This window comes from Wolbachia endosymbiont (group A) of Bombylius major, from assembly GCF_947251895.1.
GTDB classification, from domain to species: Bacteria; Pseudomonadota; Alphaproteobacteria; order Rickettsiales; family Anaplasmataceae; genus Wolbachia; species Wolbachia pipientis.
The window spans coordinates 371,794-385,992 of sequence record NZ_OX366395.1; the positions used below are offsets into that span (position 1 = coordinate 371,794).

At 34.2% G+C, this 14,199-nt stretch carries 12 protein-coding genes and 1 tRNA gene; 2 read left to right on the top strand and 11 right to left on the bottom strand.

Annotated elements, in window-relative coordinates:
• Window positions 1-177: 177 nt before the first annotated feature.
• Window positions 178-873, bottom strand: a complete 696-nt coding sequence (elbB, locus tag OPR49_RS01725; protein ID WP_265027274.1) for an isoprenoid biosynthesis glyoxalase ElbB — start codon at window positions 871-873, stop codon at window positions 178-180.
• 136 nt (window positions 874-1,009) lie between these two features.
• On the opposite strand from elbB, the gene OPR49_RS01730 reads away from it, so the two are divergent.
• Complete coding sequence (locus OPR49_RS01730) at window positions 1,010-2,014, top strand: hypothetical protein (protein ID WP_265027275.1); 1,005 nt, start codon at window positions 1,010-1,012, stop codon at window positions 2,012-2,014.
• A gap of 77 nt (window positions 2,015-2,091) precedes the next feature.
• Here OPR49_RS01730 and OPR49_RS01735 read toward each other — a convergent pair whose 3' ends face one another.
• From OPR49_RS01735 to OPR49_RS01780, 10 genes are all read right to left on the bottom strand, one after another.
• Window positions 2,092-3,330 (bottom strand): IS256 family transposase, encoded by a 1,239-nt coding sequence (locus OPR49_RS01735; protein WP_265026724.1) that lies wholly within the window; start codon window positions 3,328-3,330, stop codon window positions 2,092-2,094.
• 97 nt (window positions 3,331-3,427) lie between these two features.
• The gene (locus OPR49_RS01740) at window positions 3,428-3,973 is read right to left on the bottom strand and encodes a 5-formyltetrahydrofolate cyclo-ligase (RefSeq protein WP_265027277.1); all 546 of its coding nucleotides are present in this window, start codon (window positions 3,971-3,973) and stop codon (window positions 3,428-3,430) included.
• Entirely contained in the window at window positions 3,957-4,577 is a 621-nt protein-coding gene (locus OPR49_RS01745; RefSeq protein WP_265027278.1) for a ferredoxin reductase domain-containing protein, read from the bottom strand. Before OPR49_RS01745 ends, OPR49_RS01740 begins: the two co-directional genes overlap by 17 nt.
• A 103-nt stretch (window positions 4,578-4,680) precedes the next feature.
• On the bottom strand, window positions 4,681-5,826 hold the full coding sequence (locus tag OPR49_RS01750; protein WP_265027279.1) for a SurA N-terminal domain-containing protein: 1,146 nt from the start codon (window positions 5,824-5,826) through the stop codon (window positions 4,681-4,683).
• Between the two features lie 168 nt (window positions 5,827-5,994).
• A tRNA-Ser gene (locus OPR49_RS01755) sits at window positions 5,995-6,085 on the bottom strand.
• A 567-nt stretch (window positions 6,086-6,652) separates the two neighbouring features.
• Entirely contained in the window at window positions 6,653-7,168 is a 516-nt protein-coding gene (gene ppa / locus OPR49_RS01760) for an inorganic diphosphatase (protein WP_265027280.1), read from the bottom strand.
• A 59-nt stretch (window positions 7,169-7,227) separates the two neighbouring features.
• Window positions 7,228-8,451, bottom strand: a complete 1,224-nt coding sequence (locus OPR49_RS01765) for a WD1261 family protein (protein ID WP_265027281.1) — start codon at window positions 8,449-8,451, stop codon at window positions 7,228-7,230.
• Between the two features lie 933 nt (window positions 8,452-9,384).
• The gene (gene mnmA / locus OPR49_RS01770; protein WP_265027282.1) at window positions 9,385-10,497 is read right to left on the bottom strand and encodes a tRNA 2-thiouridine(34) synthase MnmA; all 1,113 of its coding nucleotides are present in this window, start codon (window positions 10,495-10,497) and stop codon (window positions 9,385-9,387) included.
• A gap of 316 nt (window positions 10,498-10,813) precedes the next feature.
• Window positions 10,814-11,890: a rod shape-determining protein gene (locus OPR49_RS01775; protein ID WP_007548791.1), complete on the bottom strand. Its 1,077-nt coding sequence runs from the start codon at window positions 11,888-11,890 to the stop codon at window positions 10,814-10,816.
• A 23-nt stretch (window positions 11,891-11,913) separates the two neighbouring features.
• On the bottom strand, window positions 11,914-13,326 hold the full coding sequence (locus tag OPR49_RS01780; RefSeq protein ID WP_265027283.1) for a gluzincin family metallopeptidase: 1,413 nt from the start codon (window positions 13,324-13,326) through the stop codon (window positions 11,914-11,916).
• Between the two features lie 275 nt (window positions 13,327-13,601).
• Here OPR49_RS01780 and OPR49_RS01785 point away from each other — a divergent pair, with 275 nt between their 5' ends.
• Window positions 13,602-14,081, top strand: coding sequence for an OmpA family protein (locus OPR49_RS01785; protein ID WP_065094437.1), 480 nt, complete (start codon window positions 13,602-13,604; stop codon window positions 14,079-14,081).
• Window positions 14,082-14,199: the final 118 nt, after the last annotated feature.

The following is a 14,199-nucleotide window of genomic DNA, read 5'->3' on the forward strand; positions in this document are numbered from 1 at the left end:
CGTTTATAAAAAAAGAGCTAAATATATATAGCTAGTGCAGCCCTACGCCACGCCGCTAACAAGTAATAGTCGTAAACCTAGAGCACTTTAGCTATATAACCATAATACAGCTAGGAATGTAAAATTCAACAGTTAATTGTGTAAGGAAGTCTAAATTACTACATCTTAGAAGAATGGCTATTTAGTTTTTTTGTTAATCTTTTTTACCATGCTGTCAATCATATGCTTTATCCCTTGATATACAGAGTATATACTTTCGTCGCTACGCATATAAGCAGAACAGGAAAATACATTATGTTCTTCGTCTTCTATTGATAACCCTGTATCGCATTTTATGTGCTCGCCGCCAAGCCTTTCTATCAACTGTTCTCTGTCATCTCCTATAGTTACCTTAACCTTACTTTCTTCTTTACCTATCTTGCTACTTAAAATTGAAACAATGATGGCTGGAGATATGCATATCGCTCCTATTGGCTTTTTTGTAACAAAAAATTCTGAAACTAATCTTTCAAATTCAGGCATTACTGTTACCATGTCTTTACTTTCAGCTAAGTCAGATAAATTTTTCGCAACCCCGTATCCACCAGGTACAACTAGCATGTCAAAATTTTCAGCTTTGGCTTCTTTTAAGTCATATATTTCGCCTCTTGCGATTCTTGCTGATTCTGCAAGCACATTCCTTTTTTCTTTCACTGCCTCCTTTGTTTTATGATTCATAACTTGTGTGATATTGATGTAAGGTGCAAAGCATTTAACATCCACTTCCTGCTGATCAAGCACAAGCAGACTTAAAACCGCTTCTCTTACCTCTGCACCGTCAAGGTGACCACACCCTGATAAAACCACAGCAGCTTTTAATTTTTTTTCACCCATAAAGTACCTTGATTTCATACAATCTAGATATTTTAATACAAATTCTATATTTGGAAAGGGGTATGTTATATCAATTATAATATAATTAATGATTAGTATGTATAATTAGGCATATTTATAATCAACGAAGCTGAATATGGAATCTAGCAATAGTATGTTTTTTGACACTGACTATCCAGAACTAAGAAAAGCTATTTCAGATATAATAGAAAGTATTGCACAATCCTCACAAGAGGGGAAAAAAGAGTTATTTACAACCCTATCAGAACAAGTTAAAGAGATGAACCTCAAAGATTTAGGTTTAGCGATTAATGACCAAGGCTTGCAAAAGGAGGTAAATAAAGAATTATTTATAAAACTCATTGAAGAAGCACTTAAAGGTTTAACTTCTGAAAATGTTGACTCAAAAATAATAGAAGAGGCGTTAAAATCTGTTAATCAGCAAGCAATAAGTAATGTTATAAATAATAATAAAGGTCCACTGGACAATCTAGTCAATTATTTTAAATCAGCATCTGCAAATAAAAAAATTGGAATAGCTTCTGCTGGAATAGTATTAGGAGTAGCATTTTCTCCGCTTATTGTGCTTGCTACATTAATAGCGCTTGTAGCTATTGGAGCGCGTTATGTAGGAATAGGTATAGGAAAGGCAGGGGAAAAAATAAAAGAAGGAGCGATTGAAGCAGGAAAAGCAGTGAAAAGTTCATATAAGGATTTAATAGATAAATTACCTGAGGTTCAAAGAAGAGAAAATAATTTTGAAAAGTTAATAAGTAATTTAATAGAAAAGAATCTTGAAGCTGATGAAGGAGAAAGAACAATGCTTAGTAATGAAATAAAAATAATAAAAATGCTTCAGAATCAAGAGCAACTAGCAGCCATAGGACAGTTAATAAGGGAAGATAAGGCTGGTCTTTTGAACAATCTTATGAGCAAGGGTACTAGTACTCATGAGGAAGACATGGAGAAACTTGTAGATTTTATGAGCGAATTTCAACCTGCAATTATGGCAATTGGTAGTGACATAAAAGAGGTAGAACAAAAAGTTAATAAGAAAGCTCAGGAAATGAAGCCAAATTCTCACTTAGGTATTTCAAGTGCTGCACGAGTTAGTGAAGAAGGAATCACAGGACCGAGTTGATGCATTTGAGGAGCGTTTTGACGCAAAAATTACTATTAGAAAGGGGAATGTTCAAAAAAGTGTGTCAAAGCGCATTTTTAGTTCAACTCAATTTTCAATCTATCTGGAAAGAAAATATCAAGTTGAGACATAGTTAAAGCCCAATTAGGCAGAGCCATAGTCCATTTTTGCTCTACCTTCTTTATAGCACAATATACCTGTTTATACAAGGCATTTGTGCTGGTAAATGAGCCCTTGGTTTTAGTGAATTTTCTGATCTGTCTGTGCAGCCCCTCAATTGGATTTGTGGTGTAAATTAGCCTTCTAACTGGGCTAGAATACTTGAAATAACCAGATAAATTTTCCCAATTGTTCTGCCACGATTTTATAACTAAAGGATACTTTTCTCCCCATTTTTCTTCCAGCTCAAGTAAGTAATTTTCAGCAATTTCTTTACTTGTAGCACGATATATTTTTTTCAAATCATTCATGAAAACTTTCACATCTTTGCTGGATACATATTTTAGTGAATTTCTTATCTGATGCACTATACATAGCTGTACTTCTGCTTTAGGAAACGCACTATTTATAGCTGCAGGAAAGCTTTTTAGCCCATCTACACATGCAATCAGAATATCTTCTACTCCTCTTTCTTTGAGGTCATTTAGCACTCCCAACCAAAAGTTAGCTCCTTCACTTTCAGCCAAATAAAAGCCCAGGACTTCTTTTCTGCCATTTTGGTCTATGCCCAATATATTGTACATACATTTACTTACGCAATGTCCATCCTCTTTGACCTTAAAGAACATCCCATCCATAAATACTATCGGGTATACTGATTGCAGTGGACGACTACGCCATTCATTGATTATAGGCAGTAATTTGTCGGTAATACTTGATATCTCTGCCGCCGATATTTTGTGATCATAAATTTCCTCAACGTGTGACGCTATATCTCTATAGCTCATACCACTGGCAAATGTGCTCAAAATCTTCGTTTCAAGCTCTGGATGTAAGCTTGTTTGCCTTTTTTTGACTATTTGCGGCTCAAAACTTCCTTCTCTATCCCTTGGCGTCAAAAGTTCAAATGAACCGGCACTTGTCCGTAAAGTCTTTCCATTTCTCCCATTTCTTCGATTATTCTCTTCACTTTCAGCTAATAAGTGGTTTTCTATTTCACCTTCCAAACTTGCTTCCAGCAGCTTTTTTATAAATGGTGTTAATGCTCCCTCCCTTCCTGTCAACGGTCTTCCTTCTCGTATAGACGACAGGATATTTGTTTCCAACTCTTTATAATCTACCAATCCGTTAGTTCTGTTTACTACTTTCTGACTCATTGTCACACCTCCATTTTTTTATATCAATTTATTACTTTTTTTTCGGTTTGACACACTTTTTTGAACATTCCCTTAGAAAGTGGGATTACGCTACTCCTTATCTATCCACTTTTTTGAGCAATCCACTTTCAAATCTAACACACATCTCAGTGATTATAATATCCAATTTTTGATCATGTTTTTCTACAGGTAAATCTTTACAATATTGTTTCTCATAGGCTACACCTATAAATATTTTTCCAAGCGGCCGCAGTTTTTCTATCATTGTATCATACCAACCACCGCCAAAACCTAATCTATTAAAATGATCATCAAAAGCAATAACAGGAGTAATGATTACGTCAGGAATTACGTCTTCATTTGTTTTGTTCCATTTCTCAAATTTTAGTAACTTATTTTTATTAGGAATTGCTATTTTATAATCTAAATCGAGTAAACTATGCATCAAAGGCACAACATCTATTTCTCCATCCATTGGAATGTAAGCTGCTATTGTTTTGCCTTTAACGTAACTTAAGTTCTGATTAAAGAGATTAATAAGGGAACTTGCTGCATAACTGGAATAACTTTCATCAATATCTTTTCTTATAGCTCTATATTGCTCTCTTATTTCCTTTTTGTGCTGTTTAATATCTTTGAACATGATCTATCCATTTTGCAGTAAGTTTTTCTTGTAAACTATTTTGCTTCAAGCGCTCACTTAAAAAGTCAAAGTCAACACACTCCATATCCTGGTCTTGATTACTGCAACTATAAACAAAACTTCTTTCTCCTGTTTCCTTATTCATATGTTGCTGAACACATTGAGCACAGATTTCTTTCATCATACACTGCATAGGAGAATTAACTGACGATATCGCTATGTGACTTGACTTCAGATATGGCTTTAAAATTGTTTTTCTAGCTTCATTCACAGCTTTCATCATTTTATCAGAACCAATAGTGATAATTTTATCTATGGCGTTCAAATTAATACCTAATCTTCCTTGTTGATAAGAGACTATTGCATCAACTATATTACCATGAAAGGATTTATCTTGATCTCTGCTTGTTTCTATCAATCCTTCTTCACATACCCAAACTACCGCATTTGATGCACGCTCTATCAGTGCTCGTTTAAATACATCACTTAATTTCTTATAGCCAGCGAAGTACAAAACCTTGTTATTATTTTCAAGACATGCCTTCCCTATCGAAAATAACACTGCATTTCCAACTCCACCACCAATTAGCATTATATTCTTCATGTGCTATTTTAACTACATTTGTTCAAATTTTTTGAAATTTTATAGAACAAAGTAATTTATATAGTTCTATACACAAAGACAGAGACAAGGACACTCTCTGACTTCAACTATACCGATAACTGATAGCTGCATTTTTACGCATATCATCTAATAACAAGTTGCTTTGTATCATAATCTTTTGTTGGTACATTTTCTGTTTGATTGCTTCTATACCCGCTACATTACTCTTGATATCACACAACATCATCAACTTTGCAGTGCCATTTTCTCTCAATTCTACTATTTCATTCACACTTGTTTTACTAAATAAAATCTGTAAATCAGGATTTAAATCTCGCATTTTTATTTCAAATTCTTTTGCGTTTGGCAGCTTAAAATTATCTGCCAATTTATCAAAATTTAAACAATTAACTTTTTGCTCCTTGAAATTATCCAATAAACTTTCTGAACCTTCAACCACAATCTGTTTTAATTTTAAAGTGCTTTCCAGCAGTGCATGATTAAGTTGTACTTTATCTATTACTTTTATAACAGAGTAACCTTCACTGAAACTGAATGGACCTGCTATGTCGCTGGCTTCTAATCCTTCTAAAACGTTCTTGAGTTTTCCTTTTAGCTGACTTAAATTAACTGTTGCTTTACGCATCTTTATTGGAGATTCTGGGTTATTACTATTACGTAATTTTTCTACTAAATCTTCAGCTATACCATAAACGTCCTTGTCTTTTTGATCAGGAATTATAAACTCTTGGAACGTGATAAGATAATCCGGCTTTTCTGTTTGCCTTTTTACATCATTTACTTCTTTATCGCTTATATTAATAAATGGCACAATTCTTACTTCAATAATTTTGCTCCACAGTAACTGACATTTTATTTGTTTTCTTAAAATACCAAGATCTATATTATGCTTCTCTATGTATTGATCAACTTCATTAGCCTTAAGTTTAAAACTTTGGGTTAAAAATAACATAATAGCATTATCTAACTCCTCGTTGCTCAATTTTATATTCAGCCTCTGTGCTTCATTGATAATGATAATTTCGTCTATTAGCTCCCTAAGCACTTGAGGCTTTGCTTCTTTTTGATTAACACTTTGAGTGCCAAACAATGAATTTATAAAGTTGATGCGTTTTTCGATATCTAAATTTGAAATTGGTTCACCATTTACATCTGCAACAATTTCAATCTCGGTTGCAAGCAACCTAAGTGGCAACACTATCAATAGTAAAATTAGTATTCTATACATACAAGTAAAGTTGTTTAGTTAATAACCAATTCTATAATAAATACTGAGTCAATGCTAGCCAACTTTTTAATAGTTAAAGACGGAAATAAAAACCATTGCAACAAGATCAGGTAAACAGGCTAAAAACATGCCAATATAGCGAATTTAGACCGTGCTAAAAACAGTATACGGAAGGAAAGGGATTCGAACCCTCGATACGACTTTTGGGTCGTATAACGGTTTAGCAAACCGCCGCCTTCAGCCGCTCGGCCACCCTTCCAAATTTAGAACCTAAAGATTATATAATACCAAGACCTCTACCACCTGTCTAATGCTTTTAATTGCAATATTTGTATCTGTTCAGACAATGGCGTCAACTTAAGGAAAAATATCAGTGATTGTGTATAAAATTTCTCTCTAAAATTTTTACCATTAAATTACCCAAAAGCTGCAATAAACAGCACTTTTGTTTCTGTTTTATTTCAACAAAGAAGTCTAAAATGTGTCCTTAAGTTGACGCCATTGTCTGTTCAGATGCATGGCTAATGCTGAAACAAAAATTCCAGTGCTCCCTTTCTTGTCATCCCAGTGCTTGACACTGGGATCCAGATTGGGCACTAAGTTGGTAAACACGAAAGCGGTTAATCCTTTACAACGTTTTTGATGGAACTGTGCGAAAGGACTGGATCCCAGTGTCAAGCACTGGGATGACACCATTTGTTGTAAACTCACTTTTACTCTATGGTTATACTACCTTGCCGCTATCCTAAACGGATACCAATATTTACCCATTAAAAACAACCACGTTTTTCCGAATAACTGTAATTCCAGGCTAAATCAACAAAAACTAATTTCCGCTTTTAATAGAGCTTGCAATAATTTGTTTTGCTTCTTCTACACCAACCCATTCTCCAACTGCTACCGTTTTTCCCTTTTCTAGATCTTTATAATGAGAAAAGAAATGAGCAATTTTATCTAGTAGATTTTTAGATAAATCAGAATAGTTCTTTATATTGTCATAATAGCTATCAACACTGGAAACAGGCACTGTTAATATTTTCTCATCTTCTCCTTTTTCATCTTTAGTGAGTAATGCGCCTATTGGACGCACCGATATTAAAACACTAGATGCTAAGGGAAACTGAGTTAGCACCAAAACATCCACAGGATCACCATCACCTGCGCAGGTATTTGGTAAAAACCCATAATTGCAAGGATAAGTCATTGAGGTAGATAAAAATCTGTCAACTTGTAACAACCCAAACTCTTTATTAAATTCATACTTTACAGGCTCAGCATTCGCACTTATTTCAATTACCACATTCACCGCATTTGGTCCCGCTGTTATTTTACTTAAATCCATAAATTACCTCTTAACTTAAGAATAAGCATTATACAATATATGCTTTTAAGTTGCTACATTTATGTAATTCTAAACTTATTTTGCACGGGCTGTCCTAAATTTTCATTCGTCATCTTATTGACTGTTGAAAGTGGTGGTTCCTGTGATAATTGAAATAAAGCATATACTATTACGATAGTAAGCACTGCAGCAATTACTAGATTAACAAAATTATCCTGTGGTAGGACACCTTTTATTGGATTAAATAATTTTTGCTCCATAAAGAAATAATCAGCAACATATAACCCAACAGACAATACAAACATACCTAAAATAAGTTTACAGACTGTGTTTTTATGATTTTTCTTGCTGACAATGAAATTTGGCCTACATTTATTCTCTTCTTGTGGCACTGAGTAGTATATATTTTTAGGGCTTGTTACTAATTGTTCAAATTCATCACTATTTTGGTTTTCTAACAGTTGCTCTAGGGTGTTTTTTGTATTTATAGGATATATTAATCCATCCATTTTTAATTCTTTCTCTTGTCGATCCACATTCTCATGGTTGATTGTATATTTGATGGTTCCATCTCTACTTGATAATCTGATCATGTGTAGTTTGCCAGCTAAGAACATTATATAGCTCTCTATTAACTGATTCTCACATATCTCTAATACTTCTCTTTTTACTATTTTATCAGGTGACAAAGGTTCTTTATAACTACCGCTAAAAGAAGATAATAGAGAAAACAATAAAGCTACATCCCTATCTACTTTTATATCTTGATGAATAGAATAGTAACAGTCGATAACAAGTTTATTAAAATAAAACTTTTTGTCAGATTTTTCATTTAATAATTTTTTAACGTCAGTAAGTACCTTACTTTCAAAATCTTCTTCTGTTTTAAATATTAGTTCTCTCTTTGGATTTGCTAAGATATTAAGTAAATCTAATTTCCTTCCATCTACCACTTCATTGACATCTTTACCTAACTTAGACTCCTTAATAACTTTATATATTTCATCTATGACATCTTTAGTATTCAGGTTATTGCTTTCACTTAGAATTTGATAAGCTTGAGCATAAATTAAAAACAGTCCTTGTAGACTAAACTTTAAGTTAAAATACTTATCTAGTAGTTCATTTTCTTTTCTAATGAATTCAGACAAACCAAAATGATTTCTGCGGTCCATAGAACGATCTAAGTCAGCATGTTGAAAGCCACCTAAAAAAATAAACAAAGTCTCTAATAAATTACCCTTGCCAATAATTTTTATTAGTTCTTCAACTTCCTTAACCATTGCTAAAACCTATAATGTTCTACTTTATAGTATAAGCGATATAGGGTAAAATAGCAATAAATGTTATTAGACTTCTTGCATAACCTAAACTAAGCAGAAAAAAGGTGTCATCCGAGTAGCCTCCTTATTTTTGTCATCCCAGTGCCCAGACACTGGGATCTCATTTTACTTTATGATGATGTCATGAAAGTAGCCTCCCTCCCCTGTCATCCCAGTGCTTGACACTGGGATCCAGCCTTTCTGCAATCTCATCGAAAACGTTTTTCTATGCTAATTTGCTTGCTCACAAGCAAACTTTCCTGGATCCCAGTGTCAAGCACTGGGATGACAAAAAAAGGAGCACTGGAATGACATCACAGGGGCACTGGAATGACATCCTCCTAGTAGAGATCGCTTTTGTAATTGCAACATTCGTGTAATCTTTAGCCATAAACATTAAAAAATTTACCAAACGAAAAAAAGGCAAAAGAAGCCCCGATTAATATCTATTTTCAGTATTGGCGTTTTTTTAAGTCTTAAACACTGCAATTTAGCTGCTTTTAAATGCAACTAACCTTAGCTATAAATGTTTAAGAAATTTACTAAGCAGAAAAAAAGGCAAAAGAAATCCCGTGTTAGCTAATTGTCACTCTCTAATCCTGCAAATTGGCGTACTATACTGTCTTAAACGACTTATAAGCGCGTTTCAGCTTATATAGGTAAAAACCCAGAAATGTTGTGAAGACATAAGGTGCACATAGTGCAAAAAATTAAAAATAAGACGCCAACTACGTTGTTTTCTTGCTGTTTAATCTGCACAGATGAAGATAACTGAATACCTTCAGTTTCATGATAAGGGGGGTGGCGAGGTTTGTCAAGGAAGTTTTTTCGTTTCTGTTATATGGTTATGCAAGAAGTCTATTGTATGTTTACACTCTGCATTAAAGCTTTTAGTTAAGAGCATATCCATCCACCGCCGATAACTTGCTCATCTTTATACGCTACACAGGCTTGACCTGGACTGATGCCAAAGTAATCGTCGTTTAAAATGACACAGGCTTTATTTTTTTCGTCAGTTGAATGTATTGTTGCTAAACTTCCCGCATGTGATGATCTCAGCTTCACAGTTACTTCCATACCTTCCTTTGGTTGTTCTAACCAATTTAACTCTTTGATCAATATTTTTTTTTGCATTAATGCGTTGATCGGACCTACTATAACCTCATTATTCTCTGTATTAATTTTTATCACGTAAAGAGGTTCACTGTACCCAACACCTAAGCCTTTTCTTTGCCCTACTGTAAAATTTACTATGCCACTGTGCTCACCTAGCACTTTTCCATTCACATCCACAATTTTACCTTTCTGTACAGATTGTGGAGCTAATTTAGCTATTGTTTTACTATAGCTTTCGGAAACAAAGCATATATCTTGACTGTCTGGCTTTTCAGAAATTTGTAAACTGAAATATTTTGCTAATTTTCTTATATCACTTTTATAGAACCCACCTAGCGGAAATCGCAAAAGCTTTAACTGCTCTTGAGTTGTAGCAAACAAAAAATAACTTTGATCTTTACTTTTATCAATGCTTCTGCACAACTTTACCTCACCATTTTTTTCTAACCTTCTCACGTAATGTCCTGTTACGAGCACATCCGCACCAAGATTTTTTGTAACTTGCAATAGATCACGAAATTTTACCGTTTGGTTACATCTCACGCATGGTATGGGAGTTTCCCCACGCATATAGGTACTCGCAAAATCCTCTATTACTTCCTTTTTGAATATTTCCTCATAGTTTAAAATATAGTGAGGAAAGCCAACACTTTCAGCCACACGCTTAGCGTCATAAATATCTTGTCCAGCGCAGCATGCGCCCTTTCTTGCGTTAGCATTACCGTCGGTGCCATAGAGTTGAAGAGTCACACCTATCACCTGGTACCCAAAGTTATATAGCAGTGCTGCAGCAACGGAGCTATCAACTCCACCGGACATTGCAACAACAGCCTTGGTCTGGTGCGGAGCTTTATCTTTTAGCAGAGGTTCAATTTCAAATTCTTTTAGCATAATCGCCTTAATTTATAAACGCAAATCTTGTGTCATTCCAACATACAACTGTGCAAACGTTTTGATTTGGGGGCAATTTACATAGTAGATGATGTCATGAAAGTAGCTGACACTGGAATCTAGCTTCTATTACACAAATTCATTAAAACAGCATATTTATTTGTAATCAAGTTTCCTGGATCCCAGTGTTAGCTACTCGGATGACACCCTTTTCTGCTAGAAGTTGCCTTCAAATTACTTGGTGCATGACACTGGGATCTCATTTATATTACATAATTCCATCAAAACAATTCGATAAACTACCTTCAAAAACAATTTAATCTTGCTTGAATAAAACATGGCCAAAATAATCCATGTTTTCAAGCACTTTTCCACTACCTAAGGCAACACAACAAAGTGGGTCATCTGCAACACGAACCGGTAATTTTGTTGTTTCACTGATAACTTTACCTAGATTACGTAATAATCCACCACCACCGGATAAAACTATTCCTCTATCGACTATATCAGAAGAAAGTTCAGGTGGAGTGCTCTCCAGCGCAGTCTTAATAGCAGAAATTATCTGATGTACAGGCTCTATTAAACTCTCTGCAACTTGGTATTCTGATAAAAGCATTTCTTTTGGCATGCCACTCACTAAATCCCTGCCTTTAATTATCATTCCCTCTTTGTTATTTTCACCTGGCAGACTGGCTGAACCTATGCTTTTCTTAATTTTCTCAGCGGTTGTTTCACCGATTAATAACTTATGATTTTCACGAATATATGATTTTATTGCTTCATCCATAATATCGCCACCTACTCTGGCAGAACGTGAATAAACAATTCCGCCTAAAGAAATAATTGCAACTTCAGTTGTACCGCCTCCTATATCAACGATCATAGAACCCTCAGGTTCAGTAACCGGGAGCCCAGCTCCGATTGCTGCAGCCATTGGTTCTTCAATTAAAAATACTTCATTTGCACCAGCACTTTCTGCTGCATCTTGTATAGCACGCCTTTCAACTGGCGTGGATCCAGATGGAACGCATATGATAATATTAGGTTTATTAACAGTGAATTTTGTGTTTGCACTGCGTATGAAATATTTTAGCATTTCTTCCGCACTTTTAAAATCAGCAATAACTCCATCCTTTAAGGGCCTTATCGCCTCTATTTCTCCAGGCGTTTTCCCAAGCATCATTTTAGCTTTTTTACCAAAAGCATAAGGAACGTAGCTTCCTTTTTCCTTTATTCTTGCTACAACTGAAGGCTCATCAAGCACTATTCCCTGATTTTTCTGATAAACTAAAGTGTTTGCAGTACCAAGGTCTATAGCAATATCGCTAGCAAACAAACCTTTGAAAGTAAAAAGGCTATAAAACTTTCCGGTTAATTTTCGAACAAAATTCATACATAACTCAAGAAAACCATTTATTAAGACAAATTATACTTTTCAGATAAGTAGTAAGTAACACACTCAACGTCTAAACCCTTACCTGTTACTTTTTTTAGCAGTTCCAGGCCACACTTTGCACTGTATACATTTTGAGATAACCAACTGATAAGTAAACTAAAATCTCCTTTTATTATAGCACTTAATGATTCGTAATGATTCTTTTTAACGAAAGAGAAAATCTGCACAGCAGCAATTAAAGCAATAATTTTTATAGGAAAGTAGCCCATAACACCGCTTGCCCAATATTCATCTTGAAAATAAGTGTTTAGCTCATTTTTAGCTTTTACTGGAATTTTATAGTGCTTCATACCTTCCAACCACGCATCATGCAGGTCTTTGACTTCCAATGTGCCATTTATTATATCTTGTTCTAACTTAGTTCTCAACATAATATGAGCTAACAGACTAAATTCATCTGCATTTTTTAAAAAAGAAGAAAGGTTTATTTCATTGAAAACCAAGTACAAATTTTCAACACTGCTATTAGTTTTGCCTTTTATAGCAAACTTCTCTTTTATGTGTGGTTGAATGAACTCAATAAATTCTCTGGATGTTCCAATCATCCTTTCCATGAATAACCCTTGAGTTTCATACATAACATGTCTCATAATTGGGCTACTTATAGAATTTTGCGCTAAACATTTTTGATAAATTGCATAACCACTATGCCGTAAAAGTGAAAATAAACCATAACAAAAATCAGATTCATCATAATCTATAGGATAGTAATAAGAAGTACGAATCTCATTTAGTGCAATACCCATTTGCTGTAAACATAATGAGCCAAGTTCAATCTGTTTCTGAGTAGCAACTTTTTGTATATTAGTAACCTTATCCTTTTTCTGCTTTTCAATTATTTTATCTACATTTTCGCTAAAAAATTTGCCTACCTTGGGGAATACTTCCCTTATATTCTTTTCTGTGATATCAGAGTCATAGTCAGCAAGCAGTGAGTCGTATTTTGAGCATTTTAATTGCCGCGATTTTATAGAAGCTACTTCGCGAATGAGTGTGATTAAATCAGTAAAACGTTCTTTTAGTTTTTCTAAGTTACTGGTTTCAGAATGAGATAGCTTCCATAAATTTTGGCATTCAACCTTAGCTTTGGATAAAGACTTTACTAAATCAATAGGAACAGCACTGTTGCTTTTATGTATTCTCTCTATTAACTTTAGCTGCTGAGTATTTGCACTTTTTTTGTTACCAAGAGCATCTGCTAATGATTCCTTTATTGCGTCATGAGAGATAATTTCATGTCTGATTTCTTCTAGAAGACTCATTTGTTCAACTTTGTCCTCTATATTCAATTGGCTTTGGTTTAGTACTTTTAGCGTATTTTCGATATTCTTTACCCTATATAATACTTCCTCTAAAAACTTATAAGATTTCATATTTGTTCATTATTTTAGAAAACATCTGTTTAACATCGTGATAGATTAATAATAAAGTTAAAAGTATATTTGCTTAAAGTACAATAAAAAATTGTACTTTTTATTCTTTTATTGGATTTTTCTACTCAGAGTCCAGCATATTATAGGAAAATTAATTGTAAGGTTGTAGAAAAAGTATTTAGTATTTTATTTCTCTTGACTATATTACAATATGGAGAGATATTAGCTACTGAAATTAAAGTTACGCACTATTTAAAATTTATGGAGGTTTAGTAATGTGGAGTAGACTGGTTATAATGTGCTGTTTTTGTTTATTACTTACTGGTGTAAGTTCTTGCCCAAAAAAAGGAGCAAATACAACAAATAAAATGAATTCTGTTGTTAAGCAGATAGGTGATAAAAGAGTTTTCTTTGGTTATGATGAATCTAGTATTGCTGAAGTAAGTGCAGATGCATTACTTGACGTAATGGAAGTGTTACAAGATAACCCTGACGCGAAGGTTACTTTAACTGGTCACACTGACAACCGTGGTTCTCATGAATATAATCTTGCGCTAGGCGCTAGAAGGGCAGATGCAGCTAAAAAATTTATGGTTAGTTGTACACCCTACATAGAAAACAGAATAAAAACTGCTTCTAAAGGTGAAACTGAGCCTTTGGTTAATGTAAAAGATGATTCTAGAAATTCTAAATATGAAAAAGAGCATGCTAAAAATCGTAGAGTGGAATTTTCATTTTCTGGAATAAAGAAATAGATTAAAACCTGGATCCCAGTGTCAAGCACTGGGATGACATAAAGAAAGGGCACTGGGGTGGACAAAAAAGGACAAACTTGTCATATTTCGTTGCTTGTTAGCGGGATCTATATATACC